Here is an 18,823-nt window from a genome sequence, read left to right as displayed (position 1 = left end):
ATCATAGGGGTATTGGAATGGACTAAGTATTATCAATGACTTTTGGTAAACGCCTAACTAAACTTTATATAAATCCCTGAACGCATCGTCCAAATGGGTAAACTTAAATTTAAAGCCCGAATCCAGTATTTTTTGCGCAGAGGTATTATTGCTCATTAATACAGCTTCCACACGTTCCCCCATTAAAAGTTCAATTGCTTTTTTAGGAGTTTTGATGGGCCAAAAAGGGCGGTGTAATTGGTTAGCCAATGCTTTGGTAAAAGTTGAATTGGTTACCGGAAATGGAGCGCAGGCATTATAAGCACCTTGTGTTTGCAAGTTTTCCAGGCCGTGTATGTACATTTCCGCCATATCATCAATATGTAGCCAGGGAATCCATTGTTTGCCCGTGCCTAGTGCCGAACCTGCAAATAGTTTTACAGGTAGCGCCATTTGCGGCAGCGCCCCACCTTTGGTACTCAGCACAATGCCGGTGCGCAGTTTCACTACCCGTAAACTCAACTTTTTACCTTCATCAACTGCTTGCTCCCAAAGTTTGCAGCATTCGGCTAAAAAGCCATAACCGTTTTCACTTTCCTCAGTTAATATCTCATCACCACAATCGCCATAATAACCTACGGCAGAAGAAGAAATTATCGCTTTTACCTGATGATTCGGGATACTACTCAACGTTTTATATAATAATTCGGTCGATTTTACCCGACTATCAATAATCTGTTTCTTGCGTTCTGGTGTCCATTTTTTATCCGCTACCGCCTCCCCTGCAAGGTGTATGATCGCGCATACCTCATCAAAAGCTTTAGGGTCTATCTGCTGCTTTTCAACATCCCATACATAGCTATTGGGGTTACTACTCTTCTTTCTGGAAAGGGTATTGATTTTATACCCTTTGTTTATTAAATGTTCCTGGAGCGCCTTGCCAACTAAACCTGTTGCACCTGTAATCAGAATCTTTTTAGCCATGTTTTTAAAACACTAAAGATACAAAAGGGTTTGAGGGCGAACGTTAATTACAGGCCAGTAATGATTTTATTTTTAGGTGCCTTTACCGAATAGCTTAATTTAATAGTTTTAGTTTCATTTGGAGCAACTTTTAATTGCCAAAGCAGCATTCCGGTTTCTTTATTCACTTCAGCGGCGCTGCTTTCTAATAATTCTACTTCTATATCACTATCTGTTGATAAAGGATATTGATCCTTCAAGGTTAGGTCGATATTTTCTTTTTTGGTGTTCCTTATTTTAATTAAGTAAGAAAATACCTGTTTCTTATTGGTGCCAATAAACTTGCTGCTGCTAAAATCTAGCTGTTTCTCTTTGGTAACAATGATCTTTTTATCCTTACCCATACTTAAGCTAAGGGTATCCGTAATGTTGGCCGGATTGATAAAAGATTTTCCGGTATAGGTACCTTCGAAAATAATATTGGCATTTCCTGGCTGAAGATTAAATTTTTCCCAATTGATAACTTCTGCTAATAAGTAGGCATCGGTACTGAGCTTAGGTGCTGCATAGTATTTATAAGTTGCAGGCACTTCATATTCTTTAAAGGCAACCGTATGTGGCTTGTTATCGCTATTTACATCATATGGAATTGAAATATCGAAAGTTACCCCCAATTGAGATTCATTTACAGAAGTGTAATTGTTAATGGTAGAAACGCCCTTAACTATCTCTTTTAGTTTTGTTTGGCCCTCGCCCACAACAGCTACTTCGTTTAGGCTTTTGTCCTCATTTATACTGGGAGAGGCCATTCCTCTAATTCTAATCTGTTGAGGCTGGTAGGTAGATACAAACCAGGGATTTAAGGTTGGGGCCGTAATGTTATAGCTGGGGTTGCCTGTAGATAAAGAAAGCTTAACCTTTTTCCAGTCTAAACCCGTGTTTTGCGTAATAGCAGCTTTGTACACTATGCCTAGAGGATTAGAAGTGCTAATGGCCTTAATATCATAGCTGGCCTGCCAGTTTGCATAGGGTGTTACGTAAGAAAGCTGATAATTGGCATCCATATTTTCTTTAGACATTAACTGTAATACCAATTGTCCGAGTTGCTGATTGGGGTTGTTCCTCCATTCGGTAAGCTGTTGTTGTAGGGCATTGAGTTTTTGGGTTTGCTTATCTTCCAATAACATGAGGGCAGAAATAGCGCTTCTAACTTCTGCATTTTTGGTTCGGTAATATTCTGCCAGTTTAATCAGCTCGGCAACATTGGTTCCGTTACTACTCCCCCCAGATTTTCTGTTTTCATCTAGCAAAACTAAAGTCTGCTCTTCAATGGCTTTGGCATTTTTGGTTTTCGTTAGTTCGGCAGTAGCGATTTTAATGCTATCCGTTAATTTCTTAACCTCCGGATTTGCGGCATATGTGTTTAAAAAGTCTTTATTAAATTGTACAGCCAAAATGGTCACACCAGGAGAAACACTCACCTGAATTGAATTTTCATTTACCCTGCCAGAGATATTGTTGATGACGATTTCTGATGTACCCATTGGAAGGTTGATATTCCCTTTGTGGGTAAGCTGGGCGCCGTTATTGTAAACCGTAACACTTTCTAAACTTGCTTTCGTTTTAATTTGCTGTTGTCCGAATACACTTAATGGAAATAGTAGGCAGATAAATATGCGTTTCATTTTCTTATTTGTTTACAGGATGAAATCAATGTTGAATGCAGGATGCCCTGATATTTCATTTTCCATAAACTTGATATTCTTTTTGTTGCCTATTTGTAAAGAAAGGCGTATCTTTTTGATTGCAAAGGAAAAATAAGATATTTTTGTTATTCCGTTCTTAAACACTTTTTAAGATAGATGTCAAAAAAAATACTAGTCTGGTTTAGAAATGATCTTCGCTTGCACGACAATGAAATGTTGGTGGAGGCTATTGCTAAATCTGATGCTGTTTTACCCGTTTATATTTTAGATGCCCGCCTTTTTGAAAAGACTAAATATGATACACAAAAAACGGGCAGTATCAGGGCTAAGTTCATCATTGAAAGTGTTGAATCCCTGCGTAATTCTTTAAAGCAAATAGGCGGAAATCTGCTCATCGCTAAGGGGAATCCAGAAGAAATTATTCCCCAGTTGGTTCAGGAGTATGAAATAACCGAAGTTTACCATCACCGTGAGGTGGCTATGGAAGAAACACACATTTCTTCATTGGTAGAGAATGCCCTTTGGAAATTGAGGGTAAACCTGAAGCATTTTATTGGACACACTTTGTACAATAAGGAAGATTTGCCTTTTCCCATAAAAGATATCCCTGATGCCTTTAACCAGTTCAAGAAAAAAATTGAACGCGATTCTATTATCAAGCCTTGCTTTGCTGCTCCAGATCGGATCAATGTGGCAGAGGTGATTGATTGGGGAAATATTTTTGCTCTTGAAGATGTTAATCTGGAGCCTCATGAAAAAGATCAGCGTTCTGATTTTGAATTTATTGGGGGTGAGCAGGAAGGTATTCAGCATCTGCACAAAGTGATTAATGCCATGCAACAGGCGGCAACTTCAAAGAACCTCATTTTGGCTTCTAAACTATCTGCCTGGTTGGCTATGGGTTGCCTTTCTCCGCGTAAAGTTTATTGGGAAATTAAAAAAATGGAAAGTGTGCCCAATGCCAAGGCCATGTTTAATCATGTGCTTTTGGGATTGCTTTGGAGGGATTATTTCCGTTTCATGTTCAAGAAATATGGCAATGTTTTCTTTAAACCTAACGGTTTTGGAAGCCAGGGTTTGGTAGATCAGGACAATCAGCAAGAGAATTTCAACAAATGGAGAACTGGTCAAACCGGATTTGCAGTTGTGGATGCGGTGATGAATGAATTGAATCAAACCGGTTACATTTCTAATATTGCCAGACAAACCGCGGCTTTATATTTAATTAATAATCTGGAAGTAAGTTGGGTTTACGGTGCTGCCTATTTCGAAGAGCGTTTAATTGATTATAATCCTGCAAGCAATTGGGGCAACTGGGCTAATATTGCAGGTGTTGGTAACGATCAAAAATCAAAAAGCATTTTTGATCTGGATAAGAATATTAAAAACCTTGATCCAAAAGGCAACTATGCCATTACTTGGGCATCATAATTGTGATGTACAATTCGTGGATTTTATCTTTATTTTAAATATTAATTTTAGCATTTAATCGATTTAGAGTTATTGTGGGTTTTAAATGATCTGCTGTAGATTCTATGATATTATCACGCTATTTTTTTTCGAAATGAATTAATCATTTAGAATAAATACAAATTCTATTTTTAATCAATATTTTTGCCTTTTTTTACAAGGTAAAAAGCTAATTTTGTAATGCTTATAGTAAAAAGTTAATAATGGATAAATTATCTTATCTCAATGGCGCAAACGCCGAATATATAGAGTCTTTATATCAGTCGTATCAACAAGATCCTGAGTCAGTAGAATTTGGCTGGCAGAAATTTTTTGAAGGTTTTGATTTTGGAAGAGGATCAGAGGCACCGGCAGTGAGCGCGGCTACACCTGAACAATTTTTAAAAGAGGTTAATGTACTTAATCTGATTGATGGCTACAGAAGCCGTGGTCACTTATTTACACATACCAACCCGGTAAGGGAAAGACGTAAACATTTACCCACTTTAGATTTAGCTAATTTCGGTTTATCTGATGCAGATTTAGAAACTGTTTTCAATTCTGGAGTTGAATTGGGTATCGGAGCCGCTAAGCTTAAAGATATTTTAGCCGTTTTAAAACAAACTTACGCAGGCTCTATAGGAGCGGAGTTTAAGTTTTTACGTACACCGGAAGTGTTGAACTGGATTCAACAGAAAATGGAGAGTACGCGCAATACACCTAACTTTTCTATCGACGAGAAGAAACGTATTCTTAAAAAGCTGAACGAAGCTGTAAGCTTTGAAAATTTCTTAGGAACGAAGTTTTTAGGACAAAAACGCTTCTCTTTAGAAGGAGCAGAGGCATTAATTCCTGCTTTAGATTCAGTAATTGAAAAAGGAGCAGATTTAGGAATTGAGGAATTTGTAATTGGTATGGCTCACCGCGGAAGATTAAACGTGTTAGCCAATATCATGCAAAAAACATATAAAGATATTTTCGCTGAATTTGAAGGTAAAAGCTACAGTGCTGATACCCCATATGGAGGTGATGTGAAATATCACTTAGGTTATTCTACCGATGTAACCACTAACTCAGGTAAAAACGTTCACTTAAGTTTATGCCCTAATCCATCGCACTTAGAAACTGTTGATGGAGTAGTAGAAGGCATGAGCCGTTCTAAGATCGATTTTAAATACGCAGGCGACAATAGTCGTTTAGCACCGATCTTAATTCATGGTGATGCTTCTGTTGCTGGTCAGGGTATTGTGTATGAAGTGATTCAGATGGCAGGGCTTGAAGGTTATAAAACTGGTGGTACTATCCATTTGGTGATCAATAACCAGGTAGGTTTTACTACAAACTATAAGGATGCCCGTACCAGTACTTACTGTACAGATATTGCAAAAGTAACTTTATCGCCTGTATTCCATGTAAACGGAGATGATCCTGAAGCATTGGTTTATGCGATCAATTTAGCAATGGAATATCGTCAGAAATATAAAAACGATGTTTTCATTGACATCCTTTGTTACCGTCGTTTTGGGCACAATGAGTCTGATGAACCTAAATTCACACAGCCTTTATTGTATAAAACCATCGAAAAGCATCCTAATCCAAGAGAAATCTATGTTAAGCAATTAACTGAAGAAGGTAAATTGGAGGCTGGCCTGGCGAAAGAAATGGAAAAGGAATTCCGTGGTATTTTGCAGGAGCGTTTAAATGAAGCTAAAGAATTTGTGGCCACCAACGCTGAAGTTAAATTTGGTGGAGCATGGGCAGATTTGCGTATGGCTACTCCAAAGGATTTTGAAACTTCGCCAGTTACTGCAGTTAAAAAATCTACTTTACTGGAAATAGGTAAACGCATTACCACTTTACCATCAAACAAAAAGTTCTTCAAAAAAATTGAAAAACTATTTGATGAGCGTCGTAAAATGGTTAACGAGACACAAGTGTTCGACTGGGCAATGGGTGAGCAGTTAGCTTATGGTACTTTGTTATCAGAAGGAAAGCGTGTTCGTTTAAGCGGTCAGGATGTAGAGCGGGGAACCTTCTCTCACCGTCATGCCGTTTTAACTTTAGAAGATAGCGAGGAAGAGTATGTTCCTTTAGCAACTATTTCTGATCAGCAGGCACCTTTCGATATTTATAACTCACACTTATCTGAGTACGGTGTTTTAGGCTTTGAATATGGATATGCAATGGCAAATCCGAATGCTTTAACCATCTGGGAGGCACAATTTGGAGATTTCTTTAACGGAGCACAAATTGTTGTGGATCAATATATTGCCAGTGCAGAAACTAAGTGGCAACGTGAAAACGGTTTGGTAATGTTATTGCCACATGGCTATGAAGGACAAGGCCCTGAGCACTCTTCGGCACGTATTGAGCGTTTTATGGAGCTTTGTGCTGATTATAACATGCAGATCGTAAACGCAACTACTCCGGCCAACTTCTTCCACGTATTGCGTCGTCAGTTTAAACGTGATTTCCGTAAGCCTTTGGTTGTATTCTCACCAAAAAGTTTATTACGTCATCCGGCATGTGTTTCTAAATTAGAAGAATTTACAGAAGGTGGCTTCAAAGAAGTAATAGATGATGTGAATGTAAAAGTTGCTGATGTAACCAGAGTACTTTTCTGTTCAGGTAAAATTTATTACGAGTTATTGGAGAAACAAAAGGCCGATCAATTGAAACACGTAGCAATCGTTCGTGTAGAGCAATTGTATCCAACCCCAGTTGATCAAATGGAAGCCATCCAGAAAAAATATAAAAATTCTACAGAGATTTTCTGGGTACAGGAAGAACCAGAAAATATGGGTGCATGGCCATATTTATTCCGTAAGTTATACAAAACAGCATTAAAAGGTATTGATGTGATCTCTAGAAAAGAAAGCAGCAGTACAGCAACAGGTTTTGCAAAACAACATGCTAACCAACAAGCTTATATTTTAGCTAAGGCATTAGAGATTCCAGTAACAGAAGACGTGAAGGATATTGCTAAAAAAGCCACTAAAAAATTGGTTCAAATAGATTAAATCGAGGTTTAAGCAGTAAGATTTAAAAGGTTAAGGCCGAATTAAGTCTTGCTGCGGTATGCCTTTAACATAAAATACATAACGTTACAAATATGAGTTTAGAAATAAAAGTTCCTGCGGTTGGAGAATCTATAACCGAAGTTGTTTTATCGCGTTGGATTAAAAACGATGGCGATGTTGTTGAAATGGATGAAGTTATTGCCGAGTTAGAATCGGATAAGGCTACATTTGAATTAACTGCAGAGCAAGCTGGAACTTTAAAAACCATTGCCGCTGAAGGTGATACATTACCTATTGGTGCAGTTGTTTGTAAAATCGAAGATGGTGGTGCTGCTCCTGCAAAAGCAGATGCTCCAAAAGCTGAAGAAAAAGCAGTTGTAGCAGAAGATAAAGCTGCTGCTCCGGTTGCTGAAAGAACAGGCGAAAGCTATGCAACGGGAACTCCTTCTCCTGCAGCTGGTAAAATTTTGGCAGAAAAAGGTGTTGATGCAGGTGCTGTAAAGGGCACTGGCGTTGATGGTCGTATCACTAAAGAAGATGCTTTAAAAGCTGAAGCTGGTAAAAAAGCGGAAGCGCCTAAAGCTGCTGCTGCACCTGCTGCTGTTGCTGCTCCTGCAGGAAGCCGTACAGAGCGCCGTGAGAAAATGTCTCCACTGCGCAAAACTGTAGCAAAACGTTTAGTTGCCGTGAAAAATGAAACAGCTATGTTAACCACTTTTAACGAAGTTAACATGAAGCCAATCATGGATTTAAGAGCTAAATACAAAGATTCTTTCAAAGAAAAACATGGTGTTGGCTTAGGTTTCATGAGTTTCTTTACCAAAGCTGTAACTGAAGCTTTAAAAGATTTCCCTGCTGTTAACGCACGTATTGAAGGTGAAGAATTAGTATATAATAACTTTGCTGATGTATCTATCGCAGTTTCTGCGCCTAAAGGTTTGGTTGTTCCGGTAATCCGCAACGCAGAAAGCATGTCATTAGCAGAGATTGAAAAATCTGTTTTAGCATTGGCTTTAAAAGCACGTGATGGAAAATTAACGATTGAAGAGATGACTGGTGGAACCTTTACCATTACCAATGGTGGTGTTTTCGGTTCAATGATGTCTACACCGATCATCAATGCGCCTCAATCTGCAATTTTAGGTATGCACAACATCGTAGAACGCCCTATCGCTGAGAAAGGTGAGGTGGTAATCCGTCCGATGATGTATGTTGCTTTATCTTACGATCACAGAATCATTGACGGACGCGAGTCTGTTGGTTTCTTGGTTCGTGTAAAACAATTATTGGAAGATCCAGCTAGATTATTGTTAGGCGTTTAGTCTTTCAAATTTTGAAAATATCAAAGCCTCGACCAAGCGTCGGGGCTTTTTGTTTTTTAGTATCAAAATCCTAGGATCTAGTATCAAGTAGCAGGTATCATGTAGCAGGTATCAAGAATCTAGTAGCAAGATACTAGTAGCAAGAACAAACATTGCTTTAGGCTTTTGTTATACTCAGCCCTAAATTGCCCTATCTTTACCCTCATGAAGTTGACGTTCAATCACAAGTTTCTAATCCTTTTTCTGGTAATCCTTCTCGCTGAAATACTCATTGGAAAATACCTGCACGATCCTTTTATACGTCCATTTGGAGGCGATGTATTAGTTGTGGTACTCATTTATGCATTTCTGCGTACTTTTCTAATAACTAATAATAAAAAACTCGCCTTAGGCGTACTCATTTTTGCTTGTATCATAGAGTTTTTACAGGCCCTAAATTATGTTAGCTGGTTTGGCCTCGAAAATAATAAGTTGATGAGCATCATGATGGGAACTTCGTTCAGTTACTATGATTTACTGGCTTATTTTGGTGGTTACGTGATCTGCTTACTATTCAAAGATTGAGTTACGAGCTTTCACGCTCGAAATGAAGACCTCGCCAGGCTAAAAATAAACTATGGTAAATTATTTAGATAATTCTTTGATAGGCTTCAGATCCAGTTGCTTAAATTCTACTTCGCTGCCTTCTGCTTGCAAAGCAATCTGGCCGCTGCTTGTGGTACAGTTGGTTCCATAGTTTACCAATGTACCATTTACCCATACTTTAACATCGTTGTTTAAACACTCAATTATCATCGTATTCCATGCACCAAGTGGTTTCTCGCTGCCATCTGTTAAGTTTTTAATGCGACGTAGTTTATCGCCATTTACACCCCAGTTTTCTTTTGGTCCACGTCTGGTAAGCATATCGGGTACCGTAATGTCTTCTTCAATACACCAGAAGTCGCCCGCATCTTTATGTTGCATTTGTACCTCCAAAGATTTTGGAAACATACCGTACAACGCCCTAGGCGTAGATGCGTGTACTAAAACCCCGCAGTTACCTGGTTTGCCGGCAAAGCGGTATTGAATGGTTAATTGGTAGTTTTTATAAATTTTATCGGTTATTAAATGGCCGCCTGGTGTGCCTAAACTTACCAGCAAACCATTTCGAACAATAAATGGATTAATGGTGTCTGGTTTCTTATCCATTGCGGGTACGTCAATATGCCAGCCTTTTAAATCTTTGCCGTTAAAAAGACTCTTTTGGGCAAATGCCGGGAAGTTAAATGTAAAGAACAGGAGCAGGATGGTAGATAATCTCATGGCTATATTTGGTTTTGGTTATTTCAAATATAATATTTCTAGAGGGAATACATTCAATTTAATGTTGGAAGATGCCGGTGTCAATAGAGCGGATGACGATCGACTATTCGAGTTTTAAAAGTGCATCATAAGGATCTCCGCTTAAGTGGAGCAGTTGTGCAAAGGCAGGTTCGGTTTTAATGCCTTGTTGTTTTAACCTGATAATTTCCTGCCTGAAAGATTCATCTTTTTCTAAAAGTATCTGGTGTTCGATGAGCATGTGGCGGTAGGCATTCTGCTGTACTGTTGGTGTAGATTGTCCGAAAATTTCGAACTCAAAATCATCTATAAAGAAATTAGCTTTGACAGATTGAAAGACTGCACTTTCTGTAATGGTAAAACCCTTTTTGGTTTGGAAGTGGCTGGTCAGTAATTTAACAAAGGCTGGTTTATTTTGCACCTGACAAATAATATCCAGATCGCTGCTTTCAATATCGATGTTAATCGGGATAGTGCCAACCAAAATAGGACAGGAGCTTTTTAGTTTTTTAAGTATCTTATGTTCAGTCAAAATCTCATAAGCTCTTTTTTGCTTTTCATTGCCTGAAAGGAGATAAGAAATATCAAGAAAGTTGATCATGGTTAAGGCTAAATTGTTTTCGGCTGGTATGATAATTAAAATTCCCTTAAAAGCAAAAACCCATCTCGGTTAAGAAATGGGCTTAGCTATATTTTTGTTGTCGTTCTTTAGCAAGTTCAGAATGGACAGCAAGTTAATCTTCAACAATCTCACTGTTGATGCTCACATCATCCTTTACGTCCTCTTTAAAGTAATTTTTCTGAAAAATCAATATCAGTATCACTCCGACAGAGATGGCGGCATCTGCGAGGTTAAAAACAGGTCTGAAGAAAATGAATTCTTCGCCTCCCCAAATTGGGAACCAGGCAGGGAAATGGCCTTGGGCAATAGGGAAGTAGAACATGTCTACTACTCTGCCGTGAAACCAACTCTCATAGCCATATATTTTACCGTAAAATACCGAGTCAATGATGTTTCCTAAAGCACCTGAAAAAATCAATGCAACATTAAGAATCAATCCCCTGTGGTATTTATGCTTAATTAAATAGTGTAATCCGTAGCCAATACCGGCAACTGCAGCAATTCTGAAAAGAGAAAGCGCAAGCTTGCCAAATTCGCCGCCAAATTCCATCCCGAAAGCCATTCCATTATTTTCGGTAAAGTGGATAATTGCCCACTTGCCTAGAATATTGAATTCCTGCCCCAGGTACATGTGGGTTTTCACCCAGGTTTTCACCAGCTGATCGGCCAGTAAAACCAAAAAGATTAGAATTAAAGGTTTCGTATAGCCTTTCATTAACCTTGCTTTAATTTAGCTTCCATACTTAGTGTAGCATGTGGAACAGCGCGTAAACGCTCTTTTTGGATCAGTTTACCTGTTTCGCGACAAATACCGTAGGTTTTGTTTTCGATACGAACCAAGGCATTCTCTAAGTTGTCGATAAATTTTCTTTGACGTGCAGCCAATTGATTAATCTGCTCTTTTTCCATTGTTGCAGAACCATCTTCCAATGTTTTATAAGCACCAGAAGTATCTTCAGTACCATTAGCATTTGGATTGCTCAAAGAAGCCGTTAAAGAATTTAACTCTTCTTTGGCCATACGTAATTTATCTAGGATTAAATCTTTAAATTCTTGTAATTCACTGTCTGAGTAGCGTGTTTTGTTGCTGTTTTCCATGTTACTTATCTAATTTTCTAATTTATGGATTTATATTTTATTTACTAAAATGCTTAACTCAACATCATCGATCACGATTTTGTTTGCATTATTTACAGCATCTGTTAATTTAAATTCATCAGCTAATATTTCAGCGCAAATGTAAGCTTTGTTTTTAGCTACTGCATCTGCCACCAAGTTATCATTTTGCAAGGTAACTTTTATCCTATCGGTCACTTCAAAATTCAATTCTTTACGTAAATTCTGAATTCTGTTCACTAATTCTCGCGAAATACCCTCTTGTTTAAGCTCTTCGGTAATGGTTACATCCAACGCAACGGTTAAGCTTCCTAAATTGGTCACCTGCCATCCCGGAATATCTTCGGCAAAAACTTCAACATCATCACTTAGATCCACGGCGTGTTGCTGCCCTTCACTTCCAAAAACATTGATGTATCCATCTACTTCTAAGCGTTGAATATCGTCTTGTGTCGCGTTTTCTAAGGCTTCTTTCACAATGCTCATATCCTTACCTACTTTTTTACCAAGTGATTTAAAATTAGGCTTTAATTTCTTCTTCACAATGCCATGCGTATCGGTTATAAACTCAATATGCTTCACATTGGTTTCAGAAAGGATATAGTCGGCAACCTTTGCAATTTTTTGTTCGAAATCTCCATTCAACGAAGGGATTAAGATTTTTTCTAACGGCTGACGAACATTGATGCCCGACTTTTTTCTCAATGATAAAACCATCGAAGAGATATCCTGAGCATAAAGCATTCTTTCGTTTAATGCATTGTCAATCAAGCTGGCATCTGCTTCTCTCCATAAGGTTAAGTGAACAGATTGTTCCGCATGTTTATCCGTAACCGTTAAGTTTTTGTACAACCAATCGGCAAAGAAAGGCGCAACAGGGCTCATCAATTGTGCAAGCGTTTCTAAACAAGTATAAAGTGTTTCGTACGCAGCACGTTTATCCTCTGTCATTTCGCCTTTCCAGAAACGACGGCGACTTAAACGGATATACCAGTTACTTAAATGCTCATCAACAAAAGTTTGGATTGCCCTGGCAGCTTTGGTAGGCTCGTAGGCATTGTAGCTTTCGTCTACCTCATTAATTAAGTTCTGCAATAAAGATAAAATCCAACGGTCTAGCTCTGTTCTATCGGCAACTTTGCTTAAGTTATTTTTGTCAATTTCGAATTTATCGATATTGGCATAAAGCGCAAAAAAAGCATAGGTATTGTAAAGCGTTCCGAAGAACTTACGGCGAACTTCATCTAAACCTTCTATACTGAATTTAAGGTTATCCCAAGGTGATGCGTTGCTGATCATGTACCAGCGGGTCGCATCAGCACTATAAGTTTCGATTGTGCTAAAAGGGTCAACTGCATTGCCTAAGCGTTTAGACATTTTGTTGCCGTTTTTATCCAGAACCAATCCGTTTGAAACTACGTTTTTAAAAGCTACGCCAGGATTGCCAACTTTTTCATTTACCGCTTTGATCTCATCGCTTGCTTCGCTTAACATTACCGCTATTGCATGTAAAGTAAAGAACCAGCCACGTGTTTGGTCAACGCCCTCTGCAATAAAATCTGCCGGATAAGCATTTTCAAAAGCTTCCTGATTTTCAAAAGGGAAGTGCCATTGCGCATAAGGCATAGCACCACTATCAAACCAAACATCAATCAGATCTGTTTCACGGATCATTTTTTCACCTTTTGATGAAGTTAAGACCACATCATCCACATAAGGACGGTGCATGTCTTTAAGTTCAAATCCTTCTGGCATAAAGCCCGCAGCAACCGACTTGGCGATTTCAGCATTCAGTTCTGCAACTGAGCCTATACACTTTTCTTCGGCACCATCTGCAGTACGCCAGATGGGTAGTGGTGTTCCCCAATAGCGTGAACGTGAAAGGTTCCAGTCTACCAGGTTTTCTAACCAATTTCCAAAACGACCGGTTCCGGTAGCATCAGGCTTCCAGTTGATGGTTTTATTTAATTCTACCATTTTCTCCTTAACAGCAGTGGTTTTGATAAACCAACTGTCTAAAGGATAATATAAAACAGGTTTATCTGTTCTCCAGCAGTGCGGATAAGTATGGACGTATTTCTCTACTTTAAAGGCTTTGTTCTCTTCCTTTAATTGAATAGCCAGCTCGACATCAACAGATTTTTCTGGTGCTTCACCCTCTTTATAGTATTCGTTTTTAACGTACTTGCCGCCATAATTACCACCTAAAGAAGCAATAAATTTCCCCTGTAGGTCAACCAATGGAACTGGATTGTTTTTCTCATCTAAAACCAACATTGGCGGTACTTCAGGTGTAGCCAATTTAGCTACTCTCGCATCATCTGCACCAAAGGTTGGGGCGGTGTGAACGATACCAGTACCGTCTTCGGTAGTTACAAAGTCTCCTGAAATTACTCTAAAAGCATTTTCAGGATTTTGATAAGGAAGGGCATAAGGGAGTAACTGTTCGTATTTGATGCCCACTAAATCTGCACCAACAAACTCCCCTAAAATGGTATACGGGATTTTTTTATCTTCAGCCTTGTAATTGCTAAAATCTTCGGCGTTTTCTGATAAAAAGTATTTCCCCGCAAATTGTTTTCCTACCAGTGCTTTGGCCAATACTACCTGAATCGGCTCGAATGTATATTGATTAAAAGTTTTAACCAATACGTAATCGATTTTCGGTCCAACGGTTAATGCCGTGTTGCTTGGCAATGTCCATGGAGTTGTTGTCCAGGCTAAGAAATGAACTGTTCCAAATGCTTTTAAAGCTTCCGGTAAAGTGTCATTAACGGCTTTAAACTGCGCAACGATGGTCGTATCGCTTACATCTTTATAGGTTCCTGGCTGGTTTAATTCGTGTGAGCTTAAACCCGTACCTGCAGCCGGAGAATAAGGTTGAACGGTATAGCCTTTGTAAAGGAAACCTTTATTATAAAGTTGTTTTAAGATCCACCAAAGGGTCTCAATATAATCGTTTTCATAAGTGATGTATGGATTTTCAAGATCAACCCAATAACCCATTTTCTCTGTTAGGTCGTTCCAAACATCTGTATATTTCATCACTTCGGTACGGCATGCAGCATTGTAATCGTCAACGCTAATTTTCTTGCCAATATCTTCTTTGGTAATGCCTAACTTTTTCTCTACAGCCAACTCAATAGGTAGACCATGAGTATCCCATCCGCCCTTACGTTTAACCTGGTAACCTTTTAAGGTTTTGTAACGGCAGAAAATATCTTTAATAGCACGGGCCATTACATGGTGAATACCAGGCATACCGTTAGCCGATGGCGGACCTTCGTAGAAGGTAAACGGATTAGATTTTGGACGTGAAGAAATGCTCTTCTCAAAGATGTTTTCTGTTTTCCAAAAATCGAGTATTTCTTGCCCTATTTTAGCAAGTTCTAATTGTTTAAATTCCCTATACATCAATAAAGTACCTTCAAAAAAATTAAGGTTGCAAAGTTAACGTTTTTAACCCAATTTTAGTAGTTTAGATGTAAATACTTTGCTGTGAAATTATTTAATATAGGCCTTTTTTTAATGGTAATTGCAGTAATTGCGTTACCTGTTGTTGCTGTTGTCAATCCTTCAAACCGGAATTTCGTGTTGTACAGCTTTTATTTGTGTGGTTTGTTAGAACTTATTGGGCTTGTTTTTGTTTTGATTCATATTGTAACCTTAAAAAAAAGAAATCCATGATCAAGCTCCTAAAATTACAGAAAGCAGTTTTTGTCATTCTTTTGGGCATCATTTCTTTTGTTGCTTACCGTGTATTAGATGCCTACGAAATTAAATGGGGAATCTATTTGGAAATGCTGGCTGGAGTATTGTTGATGATTGGTGCCCTCTGGTTTTTGTATCCTATTTTGTTCGCTAAAAAGGATGATGATGGTAATGTAGAAATCATTACTGATCCGAATGTAGAAGTGCCGGTGGATGAAGAGGAGAAAAAGGGTGAGGTGAAGTAAGCAAGAAAATAGTTAAATGTATAAAAAGAATATAGGATAAAAAAAGCACTGGCTTGAGAATCTAGGTCAGTACTTTTTTTAAGGTTTTTTTTAGATTAATGATCAAAATCGGCGGCATTCCTTGCCGATTCTTCATCAGAAATCAGTTTCCTCGTCTTCTTCTTATCCAACCACAATACCAGTGCAGGCAATAAGGTGAGATTAAATATCAAAGCCACAAATAGCGTTATAGACAATAGTAAGCCTAGTACAACGGTACCTCCGAATGTGGAAGCGGTAAAGATTCCGAAACCAAAAAAGAGAATCAAGGCAATGTGGGTCATACTCACGCCTGTTTCTGTGATGGTATCGGTAATTACCTTAGGAATACCAAAATTTGTTAAATTAAGTTCTTGCTGATACCTGGTTAAAAAGTAGATTGTTTGATCTGAAGCCAAACCGAATGCAATGGTAAAAATTAAAATAGTGGAAGGTTTGAGTGAAATTCCAAAATACCCCATAATTCCGGCCGTAATAATTAGCGGAACAATATTAGGTAGTAGGGAAATGAACATAATACCAATACTCTTAAACTGTGCCAGTCGCAATAATGAAATTAAAACAATAGCCAAGGCAATGCTTTCAACCAAATGTTTCAACATGTAATCGGTTCCCTTAGAGAAAATGATACTAGAGCCGGTAAGTTCTACATTAAACTTAGCGGGAGGCAAAATGCTATCAATACGGGGTTTTAATTCTGCCATAATTGCATCTAACCGCTTAGAACCTACATCAGCCATTTGAAAACTAATCCGGGTACTCTGATTATCCTTGCTGATAAAATTGGTTAATAAGCTCGCATTTCCTTTTCCTCCATTGGCAATATAGGCTAAGATAAAGTTCTTCTCTAAGTTATCCGGTAAGCGGAAAAATGTAGTGTCGTTGTTATAAAAGGCTTGAGTTGCATACTTTAGACCCATATTTACGGAGATAGGCCTCGAGAACTCAGGATATGACGCAATCATCTTTTCCATCTTTTCGATTCGCTTTAAGTTTGTTAGGTTGAAAACACCATTTTTCTTCTTGGTGTCTACGCTTACTTCCAATGGAAGAATGCCCTCAAAGTTTTTCTCGAAGAACTTTAAATCGGTAAGAATTTCAGAGTTTTTGGGTAAATCATCTACTACGTAACCATTTACATTGATTTTTAAAACGCCAATAACGGCGATGATAGAAATCACGATGGTTCCAATATAAATCAAGCCACTTTTTTGTTGAACCAAATGATCGGTTTTAACCAAAAGCTTGTGTAAAAAACCTTCTTCAACATGTGTTTGTGCTTTTATTTTGGGCGTTGGTAAATAGCTAAAAATAATTGGCACCAGGCACAAGCACATCAACCAGGTAATCATTACATTGATAGAGGCCACACTACCAAATTGCATTAGCAATTCACTTCCGGTAAAGTACAGTACCGCAAAGCCTATGGCAGCCGTGATATTTGCAATCAATGTGGTAACGGCAATGCGCTCAATAGTTACACTCAAAGCGCGTTGTTTATCTCCGTCTTTTCTTAATTCATTTTGATATTTGTTAAGTAATAGAATGCTATTTGGAATACCAATAATTACAATAAGCGGTGGAATCAATCCCGTCAAAATAGTTAATTCAAAACCGAATAATACAAGCGTGCCAATGCTCCAGATTACGCCCATGATTACCACTAAAATCGGGAAAAACACGGCATAAAATTTCCGGAAGAAAAACAATAAAATTAAAGCCGAAACTAAAATAGATAAGCCTAAAAAGAGCACAAACTCATTACTAACCAATTTACTTACCGCCGTACGAATGTAAGGCAGACCGGAAATATGAACTTTAATCTTGCTCGATTTTTCAAAAGCTTTGGCTTTATCTTCTATCTGTTTTAAGATTGGATTTCTAGCTGCCGAATTCAGGATTTTAGTATCAAAAGTAATGGCCATTAATGTGGCATTCTGCTTGTTAAAAACTAATCCTTCGAAAAAAGGCGTGTTAAATAAGGTGTTTCTAATAGAATCCATCTGTGCATCAGAAGCAACTGCCCCGCCTGGAATAGGCTTCAGTATAAATTTCTGGTTAACGGTGTCTTTATTGAGCTGAAAAATCCTTCCTGTAGAAAGTACTTGTTTAATTCCTTTCAGTTTCTGGATTTCTGTAGAGAGCTGAACCCACTGATTATATGTTTCTTTTTTAAAAATATCAGGCGATTGAATGCCAATAACCATGATACTCCCATCCTCTCCAAACTGTTTCTTGAAGGCATTATACTTGATAAATGCACTATCGGTTACGGGTAAAATTTTACTTCCTGAATAAGAGAGCTTAACATTCTTGGCCTGATAAGCCATAAAAACGGTACCCAATAAGAAAAATACGATGATTGCAATTCGATTCTGAAGAATAAATCTTGATAGCTTTACCCACATGTGCCACTTAGTTTTAATAATAATTTTGAGGGCAAAACTAATCTAATTTGAGTATGATGATTACTTTTTGCACATTTTAATTTGCACAAATAACATACTTTTGAAAAAATTGTTTGATACTCATGCTGCATAAGGTTAGAGGGATTGTTTTAAAAACTACAAATTATAGCGAAAGTAGCGTAGTTGTTCAGGTATTTACCGATAAATTTGGCATGCAATCTTACCTGGTTAATGGGGTGAAGAAGCCTAAGGCAAAAATCAAAATGAACATGTTGCAATCGCTACATCTGTTGGATATGGTGGTTTATCACAAATCGAACACCAGCATTCAGCGCATCTCTGAACTTCGACCTTCTCCTGTTTTTAAAAGTATTCCATATGATGTGATTAAAAGCAGCATCGTTATTTTTTTAAATGAAGTGCTTTATAAAAGCATCAGACAGCAATCTGCCGATGATAGTCTTTTTGATTTTATCTTCAATGCCATCGCCTGGTTTGACGAGAATAATGTTATTGACCCTAATTTCCATCTTTCATTTCTACTTAAGCTAAGCAGGTTTTTGGGGTTTTCTCCGAATGAGAATAGAAGATCGGACCAAATTTACTTCGATTTACAAGAAGGAAAGTTTACATCCCGTACGCCAATTCACCTACATTATCTTCAATTAGAAGATGCAATTGCCTTTATTTCTCTTTTTAATACCCCTTTGGAAAAAATTTTTGAAATTAAATTAAGTAATACTCAGCGAAGGTTCTTGCTAGATAAAATATTGGTTTTCTACGCGTTACACACGGCCTCTTTCGGAGAAGTACAGTCGCATAAAATTTTAGAAACATTATTAGCTTAAAAAAAATAAAAAAAATCTTGCAGAACAATTTTATAGCGCTATATTTGCATTCCCAAACGGAAACGGAGGGTA

At 38.0% G+C, this 18,823-nt stretch carries 14 protein-coding genes; 6 read left to right on the top strand and 8 right to left on the bottom strand.

The annotated features are described in order from the left end of the window. Positions 1–57: 57 nt before the first annotated feature. Positions 58–963 carry a TIGR01777 family oxidoreductase gene (locus tag BMX11_RS04130; protein WP_090881746.1) on the bottom strand — a complete coding sequence of 302 codons (906 nt, stop codon included), beginning with the start codon at positions 961–963 and terminating at the stop codon, positions 58–60. Positions 964–1,010: 47 nt separating this feature from the next. After that, entirely contained in the window at positions 1,011–2,627 is a 1,617-nt protein-coding gene (locus BMX11_RS04125; protein WP_090881744.1) for a DUF4139 domain-containing protein, read from the bottom strand. A 177-nt stretch (positions 2,628–2,804) separates the two neighbouring features. Here BMX11_RS04125 and BMX11_RS04120 point away from each other — a divergent pair, with 177 nt between their 5' ends. From BMX11_RS04120 to BMX11_RS04105, 4 genes are all read left to right on the top strand, one after another. Beyond that, positions 2,805–4,079 carry a DASH family cryptochrome gene (locus tag BMX11_RS04120; protein WP_090881742.1) on the top strand — a complete coding sequence of 425 codons (1,275 nt, stop codon included), beginning with the start codon at positions 2,805–2,807 and terminating at the stop codon, positions 4,077–4,079. A 242-nt stretch (positions 4,080–4,321) separates the two neighbouring features. Next, positions 4,322–7,117 (top strand): 2-oxoglutarate dehydrogenase E1 component, encoded by a 2,796-nt coding sequence (locus BMX11_RS04115; RefSeq protein WP_090881740.1) that lies wholly within the window; start codon positions 4,322–4,324, stop codon positions 7,115–7,117. A 92-nt stretch (positions 7,118–7,209) separates the two neighbouring features. After that, positions 7,210–8,439: a 2-oxoglutarate dehydrogenase complex dihydrolipoyllysine-residue succinyltransferase gene (gene odhB, locus BMX11_RS04110; protein ID WP_090881739.1), complete on the top strand. Its 1,230-nt coding sequence runs from the start codon at positions 7,210–7,212 to the stop codon at positions 8,437–8,439. A 204-nt stretch (positions 8,440–8,643) separates the two neighbouring features. Continuing rightward, positions 8,644–9,003 (top strand): ribosomal maturation YjgA family protein, encoded by a 360-nt coding sequence (locus BMX11_RS04105; protein WP_090881733.1) that lies wholly within the window; start codon positions 8,644–8,646, stop codon positions 9,001–9,003. A 60-nt stretch (positions 9,004–9,063) separates the two neighbouring features. On the opposite strand, the gene BMX11_RS04100 is transcribed toward BMX11_RS04105, so the two are convergent. The 5 genes from BMX11_RS04100 to ileS form a co-directional block, all read right to left on the bottom strand. Next, positions 9,064–9,744 carry a 3-keto-disaccharide hydrolase gene (locus tag BMX11_RS04100; protein WP_090881731.1) on the bottom strand — a complete coding sequence of 227 codons (681 nt, stop codon included), beginning with the start codon at positions 9,742–9,744 and terminating at the stop codon, positions 9,064–9,066. A gap of 103 nt (positions 9,745–9,847) precedes the next feature. Next, positions 9,848–10,363 carry a DUF4269 domain-containing protein gene (locus tag BMX11_RS04095; protein WP_090881729.1) on the bottom strand — a complete coding sequence of 172 codons (516 nt, stop codon included), beginning with the start codon at positions 10,361–10,363 and terminating at the stop codon, positions 9,848–9,850. 133 nt (positions 10,364–10,496) lie between these two features. Next, positions 10,497–11,099: a lipoprotein signal peptidase gene (locus tag BMX11_RS04090; protein ID WP_090881727.1), complete on the bottom strand. Its 603-nt coding sequence runs from the start codon at positions 11,097–11,099 to the stop codon at positions 10,497–10,499. Then, complete coding sequence (locus BMX11_RS04085) at positions 11,099–11,482, bottom strand: TraR/DksA family transcriptional regulator (protein WP_090881725.1); 384 nt, start codon at positions 11,480–11,482, stop codon at positions 11,099–11,101. The genes BMX11_RS04090 and BMX11_RS04085 overlap by 1 nt, the downstream gene beginning before the upstream one ends. A gap of 30 nt (positions 11,483–11,512) precedes the next feature. Then, complete coding sequence (gene ileS / locus BMX11_RS04080; RefSeq protein WP_090881723.1) at positions 11,513–14,914, bottom strand: isoleucine--tRNA ligase; 3,402 nt, start codon at positions 14,912–14,914, stop codon at positions 11,513–11,515. A gap of 269 nt (positions 14,915–15,183) precedes the next feature. Here ileS and BMX11_RS04075 point away from each other — a divergent pair, with 269 nt between their 5' ends. Beyond that, the gene (locus BMX11_RS04075; RefSeq protein WP_175474462.1) at positions 15,184–15,456 is read left to right on the top strand and encodes an isoleucyl-tRNA synthetase; all 273 of its coding nucleotides are present in this window, start codon (positions 15,184–15,186) and stop codon (positions 15,454–15,456) included. 95 nt (positions 15,457–15,551) lie between these two features. Here the strand turns inward: BMX11_RS04075 and BMX11_RS04070 are convergent, their stop codons facing one another. Continuing rightward, positions 15,552–17,903 (bottom strand): efflux RND transporter permease subunit, encoded by a 2,352-nt coding sequence (locus BMX11_RS04070; RefSeq protein WP_245738572.1) that lies wholly within the window; start codon positions 17,901–17,903, stop codon positions 15,552–15,554. Positions 17,904–18,025: 122 nt separating this feature from the next. Here BMX11_RS04070 and recO point away from each other — a divergent pair, with 122 nt between their 5' ends. After that, on the top strand, positions 18,026–18,751 hold the full coding sequence (recO, locus tag BMX11_RS04065) for a DNA repair protein RecO (RefSeq protein ID WP_090881721.1): 726 nt from the start codon (positions 18,026–18,028) through the stop codon (positions 18,749–18,751). The last annotated feature ends 72 nt before the right edge of the window (positions 18,752–18,823 follow it).

Origin of the sequence: Pedobacter rhizosphaerae, assembly GCF_900111155.1 — a bacterium.
Lineage (GTDB): Bacteria > Bacteroidota > Bacteroidia > Sphingobacteriales > Sphingobacteriaceae > Pedobacter > Pedobacter rhizosphaerae.
The sequence above is the reverse complement of the archived record's forward strand: the minus strand, read 5'-3'. Positions and strand labels throughout refer to the sequence as shown.

Excerpts from the sequence above, each read along its gene's own strand:
- BMX11_RS04115 (WP_090881740.1), top strand. The coding sequence starts at position 4,322 with ATGGATAAATTATCTTATCTCAATGGCGCAAACGCCGAATATATAGAG.
- BMX11_RS04085 (WP_090881725.1), bottom strand. The coding sequence starts at position 11,482 with ATGGAAAACAGCAACAAAACACGCTACTCAGACAGTGAATTACAAGAA.
- BMX11_RS04095 (WP_090881729.1), bottom strand. The coding sequence starts at position 10,363 with ATGATCAACTTTCTTGATATTTCTTATCTCCTTTCAGGCAATGAAAAG.
- BMX11_RS04130 (WP_090881746.1), bottom strand. The coding sequence starts at position 963 with ATGGCTAAAAAGATTCTGATTACAGGTGCAACAGGTTTAGTTGGCAAG.
- ileS (WP_090881723.1), bottom strand. The coding sequence starts at position 14,914 with ATGTATAGGGAATTTAAACAATTAGAACTTGCTAAAATAGGGCAAGAA.
- BMX11_RS04120 (WP_090881742.1), top strand. The coding sequence starts at position 2,805 with ATGTCAAAAAAAATACTAGTCTGGTTTAGAAATGATCTTCGCTTGCAC.
- odhB (WP_090881739.1), top strand. The coding sequence starts at position 7,210 with ATGAGTTTAGAAATAAAAGTTCCTGCGGTTGGAGAATCTATAACCGAA.
- BMX11_RS04090 (WP_090881727.1), bottom strand. The coding sequence starts at position 11,099 with ATGAAAGGCTATACGAAACCTTTAATTCTAATCTTTTTGGTTTTACTG.
- BMX11_RS04100 (WP_090881731.1), bottom strand. The coding sequence starts at position 9,744 with ATGAGATTATCTACCATCCTGCTCCTGTTCTTTACATTTAACTTCCCG.
- BMX11_RS04075 (WP_175474462.1), top strand. The coding sequence starts at position 15,184 with ATGATCAAGCTCCTAAAATTACAGAAAGCAGTTTTTGTCATTCTTTTG.
- recO (WP_090881721.1), top strand. The coding sequence starts at position 18,026 with ATGCTGCATAAGGTTAGAGGGATTGTTTTAAAAACTACAAATTATAGC.
- BMX11_RS04105 (WP_090881733.1), top strand. The coding sequence starts at position 8,644 with ATGAAGTTGACGTTCAATCACAAGTTTCTAATCCTTTTTCTGGTAATC.
- BMX11_RS04125 (WP_090881744.1), bottom strand. The coding sequence starts at position 2,627 with ATGAAACGCATATTTATCTGCCTACTATTTCCATTAAGTGTATTCGGA.
- BMX11_RS04070 (WP_245738572.1), bottom strand. The coding sequence starts at position 17,903 with ATGTGGGTAAAGCTATCAAGATTTATTCTTCAGAATCGAATTGCAATC.